Annotated in this window: 19 protein-coding genes; 5 read left to right on the top strand and 14 right to left on the bottom strand. The window is 32.5% G+C overall.

Annotated features, from left to right (window positions below; translation table 11 throughout):
* Positions 1–10 precede the first annotated feature (10 nt).
* Positions 11–1,621 (bottom strand): hypothetical protein, encoded by a 1,611-nt coding sequence (locus MY1_RS08260; protein ID WP_007551515.1) that lies wholly within the window; start codon positions 1,619–1,621, stop codon positions 11–13.
* Positions 1,622–1,667: 46 nt separating this feature from the next.
* Complete coding sequence (locus tag MY1_RS08265; protein ID WP_117439728.1) at positions 1,668–2,492, bottom strand: hypothetical protein; 825 nt, start codon at positions 2,490–2,492, stop codon at positions 1,668–1,670.
* A 106-nt stretch (positions 2,493–2,598) separates the two neighbouring features.
* Between MY1_RS08265 and MY1_RS08270 the strand changes: the two genes are divergently transcribed.
* Together MY1_RS08270 and MY1_RS08275 are read left to right on the top strand one after the other, a co-directional pair.
* A complete protein-coding gene (locus MY1_RS08270; protein WP_007551517.1) occupies positions 2,599–3,405 on the top strand; it encodes a CFI-box-CTERM domain-containing protein in 807 nt (268 codons plus the stop codon).
* 58 nt (positions 3,406–3,463) lie between these two features.
* Complete coding sequence (locus MY1_RS08275; protein ID WP_007551518.1) at positions 3,464–4,339, top strand: PEFG-CTERM sorting domain-containing protein; 876 nt, start codon at positions 3,464–3,466, stop codon at positions 4,337–4,339.
* A gap of 15 nt (positions 4,340–4,354) precedes the next feature.
* Here MY1_RS08275 and MY1_RS08280 read toward each other — a convergent pair whose 3' ends face one another.
* Positions 4,355–4,975 carry a hypothetical protein gene (locus MY1_RS08280; RefSeq protein WP_007551519.1) on the bottom strand — a complete coding sequence of 207 codons (621 nt, stop codon included), beginning with the start codon at positions 4,973–4,975 and terminating at the stop codon, positions 4,355–4,357.
* A gap of 103 nt (positions 4,976–5,078) precedes the next feature.
* Here MY1_RS08280 and MY1_RS08285 point away from each other — a divergent pair, with 103 nt between their 5' ends.
* Positions 5,079–7,865, top strand: coding sequence for a copper resistance CopC/CopD family protein (locus MY1_RS08285; protein WP_007551520.1), 2,787 nt, complete (start codon positions 5,079–5,081; stop codon positions 7,863–7,865).
* On the opposite strand, the gene MY1_RS08290 is transcribed toward MY1_RS08285, so the two are convergent.
* From MY1_RS08290 to MY1_RS08300, 3 genes are read right to left on the bottom strand one after another with little or no spacing between them, the layout of a single operon-like run.
* Positions 7,848–8,639, bottom strand: a complete 792-nt coding sequence (locus MY1_RS08290) for a metal ABC transporter permease (RefSeq protein WP_048110103.1) — start codon at positions 8,637–8,639, stop codon at positions 7,848–7,850. The genes MY1_RS08285 and MY1_RS08290 overlap by 18 nt on opposite strands.
* Positions 8,640–8,671: 32 nt before the next feature.
* On the bottom strand, positions 8,672–9,394 hold the full coding sequence (locus MY1_RS08295) for a metal ABC transporter ATP-binding protein (protein ID WP_048110105.1): 723 nt from the start codon (positions 9,392–9,394) through the stop codon (positions 8,672–8,674).
* Complete coding sequence (locus MY1_RS08300) at positions 9,388–10,302, bottom strand: metal ABC transporter substrate-binding protein (protein ID WP_007551526.1); 915 nt, start codon at positions 10,300–10,302, stop codon at positions 9,388–9,390. The genes MY1_RS08295 and MY1_RS08300 overlap by 7 nt, the downstream gene beginning before the upstream one ends.
* Positions 10,303–10,392: 90 nt before the next feature.
* Between MY1_RS08300 and MY1_RS08305 the strand changes: the two genes are divergently transcribed.
* Entirely contained in the window at positions 10,393–10,776 is a 384-nt protein-coding gene (locus tag MY1_RS08305; RefSeq protein ID WP_007551527.1) for a CopG family ribbon-helix-helix protein, read from the top strand.
* A gap of 2 nt (positions 10,777–10,778) precedes the next feature.
* On the opposite strand, the gene MY1_RS08310 is transcribed toward MY1_RS08305, so the two are convergent.
* The 3 genes from MY1_RS08310 to pyrB form a co-directional block, all read right to left on the bottom strand.
* Positions 10,779–12,164 (bottom strand): PEFG-CTERM sorting domain-containing protein, encoded by a 1,386-nt coding sequence (locus MY1_RS08310; protein ID WP_007551528.1) that lies wholly within the window; start codon positions 12,162–12,164, stop codon positions 10,779–10,781.
* A 6-nt stretch (positions 12,165–12,170) separates the two neighbouring features.
* Positions 12,171–12,881, bottom strand: coding sequence for an LON peptidase substrate-binding domain-containing protein (locus tag MY1_RS08315; protein ID WP_048110108.1), 711 nt, complete (start codon positions 12,879–12,881; stop codon positions 12,171–12,173).
* Between the two features lie 74 nt (positions 12,882–12,955).
* Positions 12,956–13,885 (bottom strand): aspartate carbamoyltransferase, encoded by a 930-nt coding sequence (gene pyrB / locus MY1_RS08320; RefSeq protein ID WP_007551530.1) that lies wholly within the window; start codon positions 13,883–13,885, stop codon positions 12,956–12,958.
* Between the two features lie 41 nt (positions 13,886–13,926).
* On the opposite strand from pyrB, the gene pyrI reads away from it, so the two are divergent.
* Complete coding sequence (gene pyrI, locus MY1_RS08325; protein WP_048110111.1) at positions 13,927–14,388, top strand: aspartate carbamoyltransferase regulatory subunit; 462 nt, start codon at positions 13,927–13,929, stop codon at positions 14,386–14,388.
* A gap of 33 nt (positions 14,389–14,421) precedes the next feature.
* Here pyrI and MY1_RS08330 read toward each other — a convergent pair whose 3' ends face one another.
* From MY1_RS08330 to MY1_RS08345, 5 genes are read right to left on the bottom strand one after another with little or no spacing between them, the layout of a single operon-like run.
* A complete protein-coding gene (locus MY1_RS08330) occupies positions 14,422–14,730 on the bottom strand; it encodes an ATP synthase subunit C (protein WP_081470658.1) in 309 nt (102 codons plus the stop codon).
* A gap of 51 nt (positions 14,731–14,781) precedes the next feature.
* Positions 14,782–14,913, bottom strand: a complete 132-nt coding sequence (locus tag MY1_RS10125) for a hypothetical protein (RefSeq protein ID WP_007551533.1) — start codon at positions 14,911–14,913, stop codon at positions 14,782–14,784.
* Positions 14,913–15,545, bottom strand: coding sequence for a V-type ATP synthase subunit D (locus MY1_RS08335; protein WP_007551534.1), 633 nt, complete (start codon positions 15,543–15,545; stop codon positions 14,913–14,915). The genes MY1_RS10125 and MY1_RS08335 overlap by 1 nt, the downstream gene beginning before the upstream one ends.
* 4 nt (positions 15,546–15,549) lie before the next feature.
* Positions 15,550–16,935 (bottom strand): V-type ATP synthase subunit B, encoded by a 1,386-nt coding sequence (locus MY1_RS08340; RefSeq protein WP_007551535.1) that lies wholly within the window; start codon positions 16,933–16,935, stop codon positions 15,550–15,552.
* Complete coding sequence (locus tag MY1_RS08345) at positions 16,932–18,710, bottom strand: V-type ATP synthase subunit A (protein ID WP_007551536.1); 1,779 nt, start codon at positions 18,708–18,710, stop codon at positions 16,932–16,934. Before MY1_RS08345 ends, MY1_RS08340 begins: the two co-directional genes overlap by 4 nt.
* Position 18,711 lies beyond the last annotated feature (1 nt).

The following is an 18,711-nucleotide window of genomic DNA, read 5'->3' on the forward strand; positions in this document are numbered from 1 at the left end:
TATCAATTGATTATTTCTGAATTTTCATTATACCTTCTTTGATCAGATATTGTATACCTTGAACAAAGGAATTATCGTCAATTGAACCATCTGCCCACCATCCTGCATTGTTTTTAATCCATGATGGAATTTGATTTGATCCTGTACCTGTACCTTGAGTGGTTGATGGAATTTTCATTATACCTTCTTTGATCAGATATTGTATACCTTGAACAAAGGAATTATCGTCAATTGAACCATCTGCCCACCATCCTGCATTGTTTTTAATCCATGATGGGATTTTGCTAGTTCCTGTTCCTATATCAAAAGATGCATTTCCTATTCCAGATAATGTTTGTAAATTATCTATTCCATGACTAAAAAGTGCCAATGTTATCTTGTATTTACCGGCAGATTTGAAATCAAACGTGTGTTTGTCAATACCTTCTGTCAGAACGATACCAGGTGAATTTGGATTAGTGTTTTGTGATTCATAGACTACATTAGATGAAGAGTCTTCTATTCTGTAACCATAAGTAACCCATTTTAGTAATTTATTGTTTTTATCAAAAAAAGTTATTTCAAATGGAATTTTTTCACCTGAACCTAATTTAGAATCATGTTGCACTCTAGCATATGCACCACTAGAAAATTTAACATCAAATGAATTTTTTTCTGATGCTAATCCTGTGTCTGGAGATAAATTAAAGTCCATTGTTTTTACTCCAGGTTTAACAGTTTTTGCAATATCCAAAATATTTTCTTTGCTTAACAAATAATGAAGAATTAATGTATCATCTAATGAATATGGATCAGCAATTATCATTCTTCCAGTAACTGGAAATCCGTTTACAGTTGCTTTGTATGTTCCACTTTGGGAAAATTCTTTAAAGGAATTTGGAAAATGAATTTCTTCGTGAACAAAAATATTTTGTTGTTCTAATCTTGATATATCCCAGTTAAATGGCATTGAAAAGGAAACCAATTTTTTAGTTTCATCATAATTGAAACTGCTTATTTCATCATAATAAGATGTGATTGATAGATCATATGATTTACCTCCTGATGAAATTGTTTTGTTAGAAATATCTCCAACACTAAGCCATGAATCAAATTTTGGAGCATCGTCTACTGTGAAAATATTTTTGTCAAAATCAATTCCAAAAATTTCTATTTCAAAGTGATACAAGCCTGCATCCAGTAAAATAGGAGCCTTAACAGTAATCTTATCATTTATAGAAGTCCAGGCATCTAGGTATGGTTCATGATCACCATACACAACAACATTATTTGCTTCAATATCCTCAGAATGAATTGTAAGAATTAAATTTCCAGAATGTGTATGAAATAAATTTCTCATCAAAAGTTTGCCTTCTTTATCAACTGTTACAAAAAATGATGTATGTTGAATTGCCTTTCCTGTTTTAGCATCAAAAAGAGTTAATTCTAAATATTTATCGCCTGTTGTGTCTTTAGTGAGAATTGGTGGACTAATTTTTATGAAAAGACTAGCTTCCCTATCACCAACACTTGCAGGAGGAAGATTCTCTTGTGTTAATCCATCACCATAAACATACGAAGTCTGCAAAATAATTAGAGCAAATATGGACAAGATTAGAAGTTTAGAATAATCCATAATCATATTACCATTTTTGACATATATATCACTTAACAATTTAAGAATATTTTTACTCGGTATCCTGCAAGTATACTTGCGGTTTTACAATACTAAGAGAAATTGCATGATCATCAATCATAGAACCAACTCCTATTGAGACATTTTTTATTCTAATTTCTAAGTCATCAAACTCATCTTCAGAAATACCATATGTTAAAGAGAGAATTTCCTTAACTTTTCTTTCAGTGTCAGCTATTACATTTAATTTTGATTCCAATGTAACATCCAATGTTGTTTTTATCATTTGTTTTGGAATTTTACCAGTATAATCATGAAGAATATAAAATGATATTTTTTCAAGTGCTACTTCATGAGGTAGTGTATCCAAAGCATTAGCAGTAAAAAATACCTGCACATCTAACAAGTTAATACTTTCAGAAGAATGTTGTATTACTGCGTTTGGATTGGCAATATCATAGTTTTGAGGAATGGTAACAAATACGAATCCTCCTAAATGAGAAGTGTTATTTTCTAAGCCTACTACTTTCTTAATATCTCTACAATCAAAACCAGTTGATTCTTGATGATCTAATGTTATTAAAGTTGAATGCGAGATTATTCCATCATTTACAGATGCCGTCCAAAAAAATGAGACTGGAGATAGTTGTTTGTTAGTGATACTAATATCAGTATTATAATGACCTGGTCGTAATGGCCCAGTGCCATCTACTATAGAACCACATACAAATTTTGCCACATATGTAATGTCACGTTCATTATGATCGGGAATTGTTTTGTCATCGGCAAAAATAGTGTCTAGATAAATTGGAGTTGATACAAGAAAACTAATCGTAAAAATCAAAATCGAATAATTGTAAATTGAGGAAGAGTTCAAACTACAATACTAATATGCTATTAGGTATTAATTTCTGTTACTATTATCAAAATCTAAATTGTAAATAAGCGACTAATTTTTATTCATGATATAACTAAGTAGTTTTATGAAATATCTACTCATATTATTTTTAATTCCATTATTAATCATTCCAGCATTTGCTCAAACAAATTCACAAACTCTACAAACAGAGAAAGGAACACTAGATGTCAAATTGGCATATGATGACATAATGCCAGGAGATCAAACTAAATTACATATTGATTTTATCAATCCTCAAAATAAAAAAATTCAAGAGCATATTGATTACACAATTATAGTTTCAAAAGATGGTAAAGAGGTATTTGGGCCAATTCCACTCACTCATACTTCTTTAGGTTCAGTGAATATTCCAGTTGAATTTATCGACAGTGGAGTTTATTCTGTAGAACTGGGAATTGAAGGAATATTATTTCAACCAATTCCTTTAGAAAAAGTTTCATTTGATGTAACAGTTGGAGAAACAGTGGTACAACCTCCACCAACAAATGATAAAGATAATGGGTGTCTAATTGCTACTGCAGCATTTGGTTCAGAATTATCGCCTCAAGTGCAACAACTTAGAGAATTAAGAGACAATACCATTCTTGCAACACAATCAGGCACTGCGTTTATGACAACTTTTAATCAGTTTTATTATTCATTTTCACCAATAATTGCAGACTATGAAAGAGAACAGCCAATTTTCAAAGAAGCTGTAAAAATTTCATTAACACCAATGCTTACATCGCTTTCTATACTAAATCATGTTAACATTGATTCAGAGCAAGAAATGGTAGGATATGGTATAGGAATAATTTTGATGAATATTGGAATGTATATTGGAATTCCAGTATTTGGAATTTTTAAATTATATCAGTTTAAAAGAAAATAGATTCCACATCTAAAATTTCTAGTCAGGTTTTTATTTATCCAATAGGGTACATGGATTAATGAAGACAAAAGCTATAGGCTCTCTCTTCGTATTATTTGCCATTGTAGCAGGTTTAGTAGCATTTACACCAGCTGCATTTGCAGATCATAGCGAAGTTACAGTTACTCCAGCACCAGGTTCTGGTGCACCGGGATGTGAAGAATCTGCCGATGGATGTTATATTCCAAATAAAGCAACAGTAGATGTTGGTGGAAAAGTAATATTTTCTAACACAGATACTGCAGCACATACATTCACAGCAGGTACTGCAGCAGATGGTCCATCAGGAATATTTGATACCAGTTTAGTAATTGCTGGAAGTTCATACGAATGGACAGCAACTACTGCAGGTGAAGTACCATACTATTGCATGGTACATCCATGGATGGCAGGATTAATTGTAGTACAAGAAGCAGGAGCGGAAGAACATGACGATGATATGATGGATGACGATATGACGGATGACGATCATGTAGGTGATGCATCTGCAAATGGAATGTTATCTGATGGTACAGCAGTTGAAGTTTACACATCTGCAGCAACTGCAGGTGAAAGAATGGAAATTTCTGTTGATTTCGATGAATCAGAACATGTCAACTATGATATCATGGTAACACAAAATGGTAATGAAGTGCTAAACGATATTGGTGCTCATAGCCATGATGGAAAAGGTGTTCATGAAACAGCACCACTGACATCAGCAGATCCAGTGAATATCACTATAACCTTCCAAGGTTATGGAATTGATGATCCAAAAACAGGACCTATTGGTGAAGTAGTAGTATTTTCAAATGTTGTTCCAGAATTTGGAACAATTGCAATGATGATACTTGCTGTTGCAATCATAAGTATTGTAGCCGTTACTGCAAAATCTAAAGTAATTCCAAGATTTTAGGGGATTAACTTTTTTCTATTTTCTTTTTATTAAAGCAATTATCGCTAAGATAATAGCTGCTGCTGCAATAGACAGTCCAAAAATTGCAAAGTCATATGCTGCTCCACCATCATTTTCTGAACCATCATTCAGAGTAGATACATCTCTCTGTAATGAAGATATAGCATTTTTGAGTGAAGTTACATCTTGGTTTGATGAGCCACTAGTTGGTGGAAAATCTAATACCGCAGTACTTTCAACATCTTCAACTGGAATTTGTACATTAATTGGAACTCCATTAATTTCTCCTTTCAAATCCATAGTATATGTTCCAGTTTTTGTAGGAATTATAGGTGAAAAGTAATATCCTATTCTAGGATCTGAATCAATGTCAATTTTTTTAGAAACACCACCAAACAAAGCAGTTGCCTCTAGATTTCTAAATGCATTTGAAACTCCCGTATATTGGCCGGGAACTTCGCCAGGTTCGGTGATTTTAAAAACAATGTCATTTCTTATACCTACAATTGGAGGTTCTAGTCCCCACCCTATTTCAATTTTGTAAGGTTCCACTTCAACTGTGGTATGAGCAAAAGCTTGGGATGCAAAACCTAATGAAAGCAATAATCCAAGAACACTTACTGTAATTACTTTCATGACTGTTATTTTATGATTACATGTTATTATCTTTACGTGAATTGGTACAAACTTCGAATAAAATAAAAATTGTTTAAATTGATAAACGTGGCCTGAAAATTAAATGAAAAAAATTCTAATTTTATCATTATTTGTTTTATCAATATCGATTCCATACGCTGCAGCTCATCCATTTACAGTTGATACTATTCCAAGCTCATCAACAAACGCACCAATAGGAGTTACAGAGGTTATTGTTCATTTTTCAGAACCAATTGATAATAATTTTAGCTCACTTAAAGTATTAGATAGTAATGGAGAACAAATTGATAATAAAGATTCTAAATATTATGATGGTGATTATTCCTTAGTTGTAACTACACCGCCATTAGAAGAAGGAGTTTACACGGTATCTAGCAAAGTTTTATCAAAAGTTGATGGACACTTGGTTCCTAATGCATTTATTTTTGCAGTGGGAGATGCCAAAATTGATGTAGGAACATTAACGAAACAAGATATTTCTGATATAGTATTTTTGCCAGAAGCTGGAGCAAGATTTCCAGGACTAGTTGGTCAAACTATTGTTTTAGGAGCTATAATTGCATCTATAATCATTTGGGGAACACAAAGCAAACAACTAGTCAAAAAAGAATTAGATAAACTAGAAAACTTTCATCATGGAAAATTCATGACACTCACAGGTATTGGATTAGTACTAGTATTTGCATCAAATATTTTGGTATTAGCTGTACAAACTATAAGATTAGAAACTTCAGTAATTGAAGTAATTAAAACTGATTTTGGAAATATTTGGGCGATTAGAATGATAATTACAGTTATTCTGTTAGGTTTATGGTTTGGAATGGATAGAAAAAAGATTCTAACTATAAAAAATAAAATTCCAATGCTAATAATCACACTTGGATTAATTGGAACATCAAGTTTAATTGGACATGGTGCAGCTAGTGGTGAAACTCCTGCATTAATTTTAGATTATATTCATAATTTTGTAGCAGCCGTTTGGATCGGTGGAATAATTTATTTTGTATTTGCTTTGCTACCTACATTTTCACAGTTAGAAGAAACAAAGAGAGATAAAATATCACTTGTTTTAATTCCAAGATTTTCAATGATGTTTGTAGTTGCAGTTGGAATTGTTATTATTTCTGGACCTACACTAATGTGGTTTTTGGAAAGTGATGTAAGCTTAATTACAGAATCAATTTATGGAAAATTAATTTTTGTAAAAATTGCAATCGCTGCGGTTATGATTGGTTTTGGTGGATATTTTCAGTTTAAAATTCAAAAAAATGCTGAGAGGGATTTACAAAAAGGAACTATTGCCATATACAAAAAACTAAGAAAATCATTGAAATTTGATGTCATATTAGGAATAACACTCTTGGGAGTAGTGGCATTGTTAATTAATGGAACATTACCAGCTGGAGAAATTAATCAAGTAGAAGCTCAAAAAGTATCACATGGGTTTAACAGCTTGGAGTTTTCAGAAAACGCAAAATTTGATATTAAGATATCATCATTTTCAAGCGGAACAAACACGATTTTAGTCAAAGTCAGTGATTTTGAAAATAAACCATTGTATGATTCAGATCAAATTAAAGTAAAGATCTCATATCCTGAAAGAAATATTTCTCCAATAGAAATTCCAATGAAAATTATTAAACAAGAAGAAAATAAACCGCTTGAATTTCAAGGTGATATCACTTTTGGATTTTCAGGTAAATGGAAATTAGAAGTAGAAGCTCAAAGAAAACAGAACGCAAATGAATCAATAATTATAGATTTAGTTGTTAAACCAAGATTGACAGATCTCTCAACTAAAATTATAGAATATCCTTTACCTAAACCTTCAAAACCACTTTATCCACTGTATGACGGAAATGATTCAATTTGGATAAGCGATCCATCTTCTCCCAGATTATGGGAGTTCTCAATAGAATCACAGAATTTTACATCATATTCATTTGACGGATTGACTTCAATGTTACTTACAAAAGATAGTGAAGGAAAAATTTGGTTTACGGATACGCCAAGAAATCAGATAGGATATTTTGATCCAAGCAATAACCAAATCATCACAAAAACTTTACCAAAGATAGATCCAATTATTGATAGTAACACAGCGACTTTCATACAAGCAGATTTTGATGGAAATATTTGGATTTCAATTACTAACAAAGATATTATTTTAAAATATTACCCAAAAACAGATATTTTTGAAGAAATCAAGATGCCCACAAGAGGATCATTACCATTTGCTTTAACAATTGATAATGAAGGAAAAATTTGGTTTACAGAATCAGCTTCTGGTAAAATTGGATTTATCAATCCAAAAGATAACAAAATATCAGAATTTATGCCTGAAAAACCTCTTGCATCACCAGAAGCCATGATTTTTGATGAAGAAGGGAATTTATGGATTGCAGAACATACTGGCACTGCAATTATCAAATTCAATCCAATTCTAGAAACATTTGAGAGAGTTTCAGTAATAGACAAAGAGGCATTACCATATGGAATGTCTTTTGATAGATATGGAAATATTTGGATTCCACAACATACTGTAGATAAGATTGCAGTATATGATCCATATAACAAAGATTTGATCGAGGTTTCAATTCCTACAGTTACATCATTTGTGCAATTTTCAACATCAGATAGTAAAGGTAATGTTTGGTTTGTTGAACAACAGGGAAATAAGCTATCAATGGTAAAGACTACAGAGATTCCAATCACAATAAATGAGTTAAATGATCAAGATAATTTTTCGCTAAAATATTCTGAAATAGTATCACCATTAATTGCAATGGGAATTATTGCAACATCGTTGTTCTTTGTTAAAAATCTAAGAGATAAAAGAAGATTAAATGAATTAATTATGTCTGGATAGTAATCCAGCAGATTTTATTCCCAGAGTGCATGCCAATATTCCAATTGCAAATAAAACAATTGTTCCAGATGGAGTAATATCAAATACATATGATATCAGTATGCCAGAAACTACAGAAAATATAGAAAAACACATTGAAAGTAGTGCAGTTTGTTTGAACCCTCTTCCATACATTATTGCAGTTACATTTGGAATTACAAAAAGTGCAGAAATAAGTAAGACACCAACTAGTTGTATTGAAGTTACAACTGTAATTCCTGCCATAAAGACAATAAGATAATTTATTTTTTCTACTGGAATTCCACTTACTTTTGCCTGCTCTTCGTTAAATGTAGAGTAAAGAAGCTGACGATATAGTAATAGAATTACAATTAGAATAATTCCTGTTAAAAATAAAATCAAAATTGTATCATTGACACTTACAAGCAAAATGCTTCCAAATAGAAAGCTGAAAATATCAATAGTAAAACCCCCAGATAATCCAATTATTACGAGCCCAACTGCTATTCCTGATGACAAAAGAACAGCTATTGAAGCATCTCCAGATATGTTGAATCTATCTTTAATTCGTGTAATTATTAGAGCACTAACGATTGAAACGCCATATGCAGTCCAAAGTGGGTATATTCCTGCCATCAAACCTAGTGCTATTCCACCAAATGATGAATGAGCAATTGCATCTCCAAATAAAGAATATCGACGTAAGACTAGAAAGAGTCCTACAATAGAACATAAAATAGCGATTGCAATACCTGAAATTATTGCTCGATGCATAAAACTAAATGTAAAAATTTCAAAAGTCATATCTAGTGATGATGCATGTGTTCCTGCATAGAAGCTTCTGAATATTGTTTTACAAGATCGTCATTATTAAAAAAGTCATCAGATTCTCCATGAAAGAAAAGAGTTCTATTAAGACATGCTACATGATTCGCTAATTGATTTACTGCATCCAAATCATGTGAAGACCAAATTATTGTAATGTTTTGTTTGGAATTTAATTCTTTTAAAATACTATAAAATAGATCTATGCTTTGTTGATCAATTCCTGTAACTGGTTCATCTAAAATCAAAACTTTTGGATTATTAACCAGAGCTTTTGCAATGAAGACACGCTGTTGTTGTCCACCTGATAGCTCACCTATTCTTCTTTCACTTAGCTCATGTATCCAAAGCTGCTGCAATATTTCATCAATTTTATTTTCATCTGATTCTTTATGCAATCCCATTTTTACAACATCATTTACAGTTGCAGGAAAATTTTTCTCAAAAATAGGTTTTTGTGGTACGTAACCAATCTCTTTGAGATAGTTTTTTGATTTCTTAATATCTATACCAAAAAACTTGATTGTTCCTTTGTATTTTGTATTAAGACTAAGCATTGAAGCAAAAAGAGTAGATTTTCCTGCACCATTAGGACCAATTATACCTAAAAAATCACCTTGGTTGACTGTAAAACTAACATCATCTATAGCCTTGACATCAGGATATTCTATCGTAAGATGTTCAATCTCAACTATTTTCAACACAATGCCTCCTTGAGATTATTGAGATTCTCAGTCATTCTAGAAATATAAGTTCCATCATCACCAATTTCAAGTGGAGATAAAACAAGTATTCTTCCTCCAATTTCGTTTGCAATTACTTGAGAAGTTTTTGGATCAGCAGTTTCTTCAGTGAATATCACATTAAGATTAAGATCTTTGGCTTTATTGATCACATTTTCTAAAGTCTTTGCAGTTGGTTCGGCATGTGGTGCATATGAGGGCAATATTGTATGTTGTGTAAGACCATATTCATTTGAAAAATACGAAAAAGCATTATGAAATGCTATAAAATCATGATTACAATTAGATAATTCTTTACGAATTTTTAAATCAAGTAAATCCAATTCAGCAATATAGTTTGCAGCATTTTCTTTGTAATATTTTTCATTTTCAGGATCAGATTTAGAAAATGCGTCAGCAATATTTTGTACTTGGATTTTTGCATAAACAGGATTCAACCAGATATGAGGATCATCTGATGTAACAACATTTTCATTTATTGAGGACTCTTCAATATTTTTTTCAATAATTCCATTACTTGTATCAACTACTATTCCCTGATAATTCATTTCAGTCAATTTATCAGTCCAACTTTCAAATCCAACTCCATTGATGATAATAAGATCAGATTTTTGCATTTGTTGTACGTCTTTTATTGTTGGTTCCCAATCATGTGGCTCAATTCCAACTGGAACTAATAATTTGACATCAACTTTGTCCTGACCGATTTTTTGAGAAAACTCGTGTAATGGATAAAATGATGACATTACTTGTAATTTTGATTCATTTGTTTTTTTAGATTGGTTTGAATCACTTGAAAAAACAGCAAATGAGATAAATGGAATTGTAATAATGATTGCAATTATTGCAAGTTTTACTTGGTTATTCACAATCAAATCTAAGACATGTTATTAATAACTCTATAAAATATTAATAACTTTAATTGCTAAACTTATAAGATAATTAATAACAATTAACATATGCCAATAGTTTCAATTTCATTAAATCATGAGATTTTATCAGAATTAGATAAATTGCAAAAAAGCATGGGATTTTCAGGAAGGTCTGAAGCAATTAGAGCTGGAATCAGGACATTTGTTTCAGAAGAAAAACAAAAATCTGAATTAGAAGGAAATATTCATGCAATTCTTTTAGTTGTTCATAATGATGAGTTTGATCATGTGGTATCTGGAATAAAACATAATTTTGAAGATTTGATTACAACACATCTTCACAGTAAGATTGAGGGAGAAAAATGTATGGAGTTATTTGTAATTGATGGCGATGCAAAAAGAGTTTCAACTATTACAAAAGATTTTCAAGTAAACAAAAACATGGATACTGTAAAATTAGTAACATTATAAAATTAATTAGAAATCAAGTTTTTAGAAAAGCAGTTTCTAGATATTAAAACAACTGTCAACAACATAGAAAATAAGACGATAGTTGTAATTGTTCCAAATTCAGGAGCGACAACAATTCCAAAAGATGTCTCTTGACCAGAGTTTTTAATATTTTCAAATTTAATTATAGTAGGACCTGTTTGATCTTCTGAAAATGTATACTTTTCAAATTCCCCCCCAACTTGTGCAACTCCAGTGGATTTATAGATCTCCTGATCATTCTGTAAAATTACAAAAGTATAAGCAGAGTTACGCATTGGTTCTCCAGTTTTACCATCTCTGATTGTAAAGATAAAATTTGTATTTTGTCCAGGCATTATTTCTATTGGATCCCATGAAAGATTTACTTGAAAGTCTTCACTTTTTGTAAACGCAGTTAATGGAAATCCAGGATTTTCTGATTTAGTAAGTGTAAAAATAATTGAATTAGGCAAAGGATCTCCAGAGTTTTCTAGTTTGTTCTTTAGAAATCTAAGATGATCCTGCAACAATACAAAATGAACTATTCTCTCATCTTCAACTGAATAATCGTCAACTGTAACAGATGCTTTAAACAACTCTATACCATTAGCTGTACCAATATAACTTGGAGAAAAAAATTCTGAAAAATTCTTAGGAAAATGTACTTCCTCATGAACTACTGGAATATGTGACATTTTTTTTTCACTCCAATCAAAAGGCATCTCAAACGTTATTTGCTGGGTAATAGGATCATATTGAAAATTGGAGATATTATCAAAATATGATTTTATTTTAAACTCTATATCATGATTTTCAGCATCTTTTTGTAGAAAATTAGTTGTATCCACTATAGTCAAGTCTGCATTGTAAACACCAGAATTTTCAACGATATTTGTTGGCTCATCAATTGTTCTTACTTCTATTTCAAAATTGTATAATCCACCTGAATCAAATATTGGACCAGAGATCATTATTGGATTCTCTTTTGTTCTATGCCATGCACCCAATAGAGAATCTTGTTCTCCATGAATCCTAATTTCATTATCTTGTGTTGGATTAATTTTGATAAAAAGAAGTCCATCAGGTGTAAAAAAATAATTTCTAAATATCATTTTGTTTTCATGAAATAAGCCAATTAGAAGAGTAACATTTTTTGCGGGTTCCTTTGTTTCTGTTTCAATTGCAGTGATAGTAATTTGTTTTTCACCAGTTTGTTCAAAGAACATCGGAGTCTCAACTGAGATTGAAATTTTCTTACCCTCTACATTAACAGACGAAATTGTGTCTATTCCAAATCCATGTCCATAAACACTAGAAATAGGAATTAGTAAAGAGATTGTTAGTGCAAAAATTCCAAATTTTGATGATGACAGAATTATTTTGTTCATGTTGGGTTATTTTACTGTGAGTAATTCTTTAACTCTCTGAATTAAATCATTCATGTTATTTGCTTCTAATATTGGTTGTAACTCATGTGGATCTTTAGCACCTATAGCAGATAAGGAGTAAACATAATCAATTGTAGGCATTTCTGTTGTAAGATAATATTTTTCTAAAACATGATCAAGTGAATGAGGTTCAACAATTTGTGGTAATGCTTGGTGAATAATTTTATTTTTCCACATCGCTACTAGTTTTTCCCATGTGTCATAAGGTACATTATCATCAATTTCAGGAATTAATTCAACTTCGGCACGAATGTACATTTTTTGTTCTGTTCCTAATTTTTCATGAATTTCTGAAATATTTCTATGACCTTCTACAGAATATGGATCATAGTCAGAAGGTTGTGGAAAAGAGGGTGGGATTATTTTATTAATTTTAAATTTATTACGTCCAATTGTCTCAATATGTAATTGCATCCCATCTAATTCTACATCTTCACATTTAGTTATCTTTGCAATAGTACCAATAGATTTTGGTGCAGTCCAACCACTAATTGAGTTATTTGCATCAATGAGACATACACCAAATTGACCATCACCAATCATACAATCATCAACTAACTGCTTGTATCTAGGCTCAAAAATTCTTAGAGGTAATTCCTGTCTAGGAAATAATACTAAATCTAAAGGAAATATTGGTAGAATTTTTGTTTCTTTCAAACTGTTGTTGTTTAGTATGACTCTAGATATATGGAATGCGCAATCAATTTTAATTATAAAATAGATTTTAAAATTTAAAAGCCGTTTTCGTTGAGAATTAATCCAAGTAATGCAGCTCTTGTATGTTTTCCATATTCAGCCTGTTCAAAATATTTTGCATTTTTTGTATTATCAACATCAGTTGATATTTCATCTAGCCTAGGTAGTGGATGCAAAATAATAGAATCGTCTTTCATTTTTTGCAATAAATCCAATCCAACAACATAGCTTCCTTTTACTTTGAGATATTCTTCCTCATCTGGAAATCTCTCTTTTTGAATTCGTGTTACATATAGAACATCAAGATCATCTATGTAATCTTCAATTTTAGTAGATTCAGTAAAAGACAATTTCTTTTTTATTTCATAGATTGAATCGGATCTAATTCGTAATGATTCAGGGGAAATTAAATGGACATCAACATCATAATTTCCTAGTCCATGTAAGAGAGAATAAACGGTTCTTCCATATTTTAGATCACCGATAATTCCTATTTTTAGACCGTCGATTTTTTTCTTCTCTTTTCTTATTGTAAATAAATCTTGGATAGCTTGTGTAGGATGTTCTTCAGTTCCACTACCAGCATTGATAACAGGTTTTGAAGAAACTTCAGCTGCAAACCTACTAGAGCCATCAAGAGGATGTCTAAGGACAAGCACATCAGAATAATTAGACATGATTCTAACAGTATCTGCTAGGCTCTCACCTTTTTTGGTAGATGACGATGAGATATCAGAAATTCCCAAAGAATTGCCACCAACTGAGGCCATAGCAGCATCAAAACTAAGACGAGTCCTAGTACTTGGTTCATAAAAGAGATAGCCTAAACCATTTCCTTTACAAATTTCCCTTCTTTCTATGGGGCTAAGTTTCATTATTTTATCAGTGGATGCAAAGATTTGTTCAAGTTGAACCTTGTTAAAATCCTTGATTGAAATTATGTCTTTTTGGTAGAACTCGTTCATTCTTTCAATGATATATACAGGTGACTATACAAAGTATTCTGATGCAAGAGTCCGAACTTATGGTTCGACGAATTAAGGAGGGTACAGTGTTAGACCATATTGACGAGGGTAAAGGTCTTCAGGTACTTAGTGCTTTAAGAATAGATGGTAAAGATGGAAGTCTCATTACTATTGCTCTAAATGTACCCAGTGGAAAATTTAAGAAAAAAGACATAATCAAAGTGGAGAATAAATTTCTAAAAGATGATGATACAAACAAGTTGGCAGTGATTGCACCTAAAGCAACAATTAACATCATCAAAGACTACAAACTAATTGAAAAGAGAAGGGTAGCACTTCCAAATGAGATTAATAGAATTTTTCGTTGTTCAAATCCAGATTGTATCAGTAATAGTACTGAGCATATTGAATCAGTGATGGATGTAATTGACAAAGAAGGAAGAGTACTCAAATGCAGATATTGTTCAAGAGTATTAGATGTTAACAAACTGAAATATAATTAAATTAAAAATTTGAAAAAGATGGTACTACTGGGTTTATTGTCCCAGGATGATGAACATCATGACTATACCGTAGATTGCGATTGATTCAACCATACCTACGAAAATGAATACTTTTGACTGCAATGCCGGGTTTTCACTAATTACTGCGAGACCTGCTGCGCCAACTTGACCCAAACCGATACCTGCTCCAGCTGCTGCTAAACCAAAGGCCAAACCAGCACCAAGGAGTTTCATAGATGATTGGTTGTTTACTTCAATGGTTTCTTGAGCATAAGCAATTCCAGTCAATCCAGTTGCAGATATTGCAATTGTTGCCAAAAGTAGCAATACGATAGATTTCATTTATGTACCGACTCTTCTAGTTCCATATTTAAATCATGATGATGTTTTAATCTAAATTTGATCGAGTGTTTTCTTTTTGAATGATGTCAAATCATTTTTGATAGATTTAACAAAATTATCGTGATCTTGTTCTAAAACCTTTTTTGAATTTTCAACTAATTTTTTAATTTCTTCTTTTGCCATTATTTCTTACTCACCATCTTTGCTTTCACTTTTTTTAACTTTGCGAATTCTTCTCTTTCTCTCTCTTCAAGGGTAGCAAGAATAAATCGTATTTTTTGTTGATATTGAGGGATGATGACATTTTCTAAGGCATTTAGTAGTTTTTGAGTTTTTTCAAGGGCCTTTGCAAGACTAAAAATAGAATTTTCATATTCTGCTGCTTTGCAGATTTTTGGAAGTAATTCTTTGATTTGTTTTGCTGCTCGATCTATAGATGAGTTAGTATCAGCAAATCCATAAGGCATGGATTTTGTATCCTTTTCAGTTACTGTAAGGGCAGGAATTTTTACATCTACAACTCTACGTACATGAACATCAACTTGCATTACAGGTGGTGTAGATTCAGCAACAGAGTCTACCGTATTGGTTCCTAATGCAAGATACGCTTCATTAACTGATTTGTAAATATCTTGTAATGGGTCCCAAATTCCACCTCTTGCTTTTGAGGCTTCTTCAATCATTTCTTCAATATTTTTTAAAAGAACTTTACGTTTATCATCTAAGATCTTCTGAACCATTGTGGCAACTTGACTAGATTTTTTATATTTTAGAAGTTCGATTTTTGTTGCAGCTACATTTTGTCCAAATGACATGCTGTTAGTTTTCCTGATAGTATTGATCTATGTATTTGTCTTTGATTTTAGTAATTTCGTTCTTTGGAAGTTTTGAAACAATTTTCCATAGTAAAGTTAGAGTTTCTTCTATTGTTCTATTTTCATCAGTTGCTTGTGAAAGAAATTCTTTTTCAAAGACATCACCTACATCCATGTATTTCAAATCAATTTCTGTTAATCCTGCTTTGCCTACAATTCCAGCTAGTGCTCTTACTTCTTGTGCTCTAGAATATGCATCATAAACTTGATTTGAAACTTCACCATGATCTGCTCTTGTACTTCCTTCACCGATTCCATCTTTCATCAATCTACTGAGACTCATCAAAATGTTGATTGGGGGATAAACACCTTGTCGGAACAAATCTCTTCCAAGTACAACTTGGCCCTCTGTGATATATCCAGTAAGATCAGGGATTGGATGTGTAATGTCATCTGAAGGCATTGATAAAATTGGAACTTGGGTTACACTGCCTTTTCTGCCATTTAATTTTCCTGCTCTTTCATAAATTGTTGAAAGATCGGTATAGAGATAACCTGGATAACCTTTTCTGCCTGGAACTTCTTCTCTTGCTGCACTAATTTCTCTTAATGCTTCTGCATAATTTGTCATATCAGTTAGAATTACAAGAACATGCATTCCAAGATCAAATGCAAGATATTCTGCTACAGTTAATGCAACTCTTGGAGTGATAATTCTTTCAATAGCCGGATCATCTGCTGTGTTTAAAAATAGGACACTTCTTTTTAGTGCGCCAGACTCTTCAAGACTTCTTCTAAAATATTCTGCCTCGCTGTATTGCACACCAATTGCTGCAAATACTACTGCAAAGTCATCTTTAGTACCAACAACACTTGCTTGTCTTGCAATTTGTGCTGCAAGAATGTTATGAGACATGCCAGAGCCAGAAAATATTGGTAGTTTTTGTCCTCTTACTAGAGTAATCATTCCATCAATTACAGAAACACCAGTTTGAATGAAGTCTTTTGGATATTCACGTTGTTCTGGATTCATTGGTTCTCCGTTGATATCAATGAATTTATCAGCAATTGGATCTGGGAGTCCATCTTTTGGTCTACCTAATCCATCAAATACTCTGCCAAGTACCTCTTTTGATACTGGCATTTCCATTAGTTTACCAACAAATTTTGCGCTGGTACCAGAAATAGATAATCCAGTAGTTCCTTCAAATACCTGAACTATTGCCTTACCATTTCCAACTTCTAGAACTTTTCCTAATCTTCTTTCCCCTTCTTTAGTTTCAATTTCTACAAGTTCATCAAATGCTGCATTTTCAACATCATCAACGACTACCAGTGGACCTTTGATTTCAGCAATCTTACTGTATTGAACTCCACCTTTAGCTGTCAATTCGAAACTTTCACTCCTGTAATAGATTTGAATTGTTCTTTCATATCAATATCTAATTGATCAAGTTTAGGAATTTCATCGTCTTTGATATCCATTCTTGCTTTAAGCAATGTAGGAACTATAGCCATTGCACGAATGTCAGCTAATGATGCGCCTTCTTTTAGTGCTTGTTGACCTCTTCTGTAAAATTCAACTGATAATTTTAATAATTTGTACTGCTTTTGAGGACTGCAATAAGTATCAACATCGTCAAATGAGTTTTGTTGTAATAGACCAATCTTTAACATTCTTGCAACTTCAAGAATTAATTTTTCTTCATCAGGTAATGCTTCTGGACCTAAGAGTCTAACAATTTCTTTTAGTGTATCTTCTCTTTGTAATACACCATAAGCTTCACTTCTTAATGATAACCAATCGCTATTGATATTTTCACCCCACCATTTTGCAATATCTCCAAGATAACCAGAATAGCTGTTCATCCAGTTAATTGATGGATAGTGTCTAGAGTAAGCAAGTTTTGCATCCAAAGCCCAAAATGTTTTGATAAATCTCATGGTATGTGTTGTTACAGGTTCAGTGAAATCTCCACCGGATGGTGAAACTGCTCCAACTAATGTAACTGAACCGTCACGATCAGGACTGCCGACTGCTTTAACACGTCCTGCTCTTTCATAAAATTCTGCTAATCTTGATGCAAGATATGATGGATAACCTTCTTCTGCAGGCATCTCTTCTAATCTTCCACTCATCTCTCTTAGTGATTCTGCCCATCTACTAGTAGAATCTGCTACAAGAACAACGTCATAACCCATATCTCTGTAATATTCTGCAATTGTTACACCAGTGTAGATACTTGCCTCTCTTGCAGCTACTGGCATGTTACTTGTGTTTGCAACCAAAACTGTTCTATCCATAAGTGGTTTGCCACTACGTGGATCTTTAAGATGTGGAAATTCAACTAGCACTTCAGTCATTTCGTTTCCTCTTTCACCGCATCCGATGTAAACTACAACTTGTGAATCAGCCCATTTTGCAATTTGATGTAATGTAACAGTTTTTCCTGTTCCAAATGCACCTGGGATAGAACCAGTTCCTCCTTTAGCAATTGGGAAGAATGTGTCAATTACACGTTGTCCGGTAAGAAGTGGAACTGTTGGATCATATCTGGTGTGATATGGACGTGGTTTTCTAACAGGCCACCTATGATACATTTTAAGTGGGATTTTTTGTCCATCTTTTTCAGTTGTAGCTAATACAGTTTCTAAATTATAATCTCCTTCACTTACCATATTTGTGATCTTTCCGCCAGGATGATCTGGTGGAACCATAATTGAATGAAGAATAAGATCAGTTTCCTGAACAGTTCCAAGAACATTTCCGGCAGCAACTTCATCACCATTACTAACAGATGGTACAAAGTGGAATTTCTTTACCATGTCAACAGGAGTTGTGGTAATACCTCTACCAATGAATGAACCAGAAGCTTTTGATAATTCTTTTAATGGTCTTTGAATTCCATCATAAATTTGTCCAATAATACCTGGACCCAATAAAACGCTCAGTGGGTTTCCTGTACCAACTACAGGTTCGCCTGGTTTTAGTCCACTTGTAGACTCGTAAACTTGAATAAATGCAACATCGCCAGTTAGACGAATAACTTCACCAACTAATTTTGAGTTACCAACAACTACAGTTTCATACATTTTGGCATCAGACATTCCATCGGCCTTTACTGCAGGACCACTGACCCAAACAATTCTACCTTGAGCTGCCATA

Origin of the sequence: Nitrosarchaeum koreense MY1 (assembly GCF_000220175.1) — an archaeon.
GTDB classification, from domain to species: domain Archaea; phylum Thermoproteota; class Nitrososphaeria; order Nitrososphaerales; family Nitrosopumilaceae; genus Nitrosarchaeum; species Nitrosarchaeum koreense.

Bases quoted from the DNA above. Each gene is read 5' to 3' on its own strand.
- MY1_RS08270 (WP_007551517.1), top strand. From the start codon at position 2,599: ATGAAATATCTACTCATATTATTTTTAATTCCATTATTAATCATTCCA.
- MY1_RS10125 (WP_007551533.1), bottom strand. From the start codon at position 14,913: ATGGCAAAAGAAGAAATTAAAAAATTAGTTGAAAATTCAAAAAAGGTT.
- MY1_RS08275 (WP_007551518.1), top strand. From the start codon at position 3,464: ATGAAGACAAAAGCTATAGGCTCTCTCTTCGTATTATTTGCCATTGTA.
- MY1_RS08335 (WP_007551534.1), bottom strand. From the start codon at position 15,545: ATGTCATTTGGACAAAATGTAGCTGCAACAAAAATCGAACTTCTAAAA.
- MY1_RS08305 (WP_007551527.1), top strand. From the start codon at position 10,393: ATGCCAATAGTTTCAATTTCATTAAATCATGAGATTTTATCAGAATTA.
- MY1_RS08345 (WP_007551536.1), bottom strand. From the start codon at position 18,710: ATGGCAGCTCAAGGTAGAATTGTTTGGGTCAGTGGTCCTGCAGTAAAG.
- MY1_RS08280 (WP_007551519.1), bottom strand. From the start codon at position 4,975: ATGAAAGTAATTACAGTAAGTGTTCTTGGATTATTGCTTTCATTAGGT.
- MY1_RS08260 (WP_007551515.1), bottom strand. From the start codon at position 1,621: ATGATTATGGATTATTCTAAACTTCTAATCTTGTCCATATTTGCTCTA.
- MY1_RS08330 (WP_081470658.1), bottom strand. From the start codon at position 14,730: ATGAAATCTATCGTATTGCTACTTTTGGCAACAATTGCAATATCTGCA.
- MY1_RS08290 (WP_048110103.1), bottom strand. From the start codon at position 8,639: ATGCATCGAGCAATAATTTCAGGTATTGCAATCGCTATTTTATGTTCT.
- MY1_RS08285 (WP_007551520.1), top strand. From the start codon at position 5,079: ATGAAAAAAATTCTAATTTTATCATTATTTGTTTTATCAATATCGATT.
- MY1_RS08310 (WP_007551528.1), bottom strand. From the start codon at position 12,164: ATGAACAAAATAATTCTGTCATCATCAAAATTTGGAATTTTTGCACTA.
- pyrB (WP_007551530.1), bottom strand. From the start codon at position 13,885: ATGAACGAGTTCTACCAAAAAGACATAATTTCAATCAAGGATTTTAAC.
- pyrI (WP_048110111.1), top strand. From the start codon at position 13,927: ATGCAAGAGTCCGAACTTATGGTTCGACGAATTAAGGAGGGTACAGTG.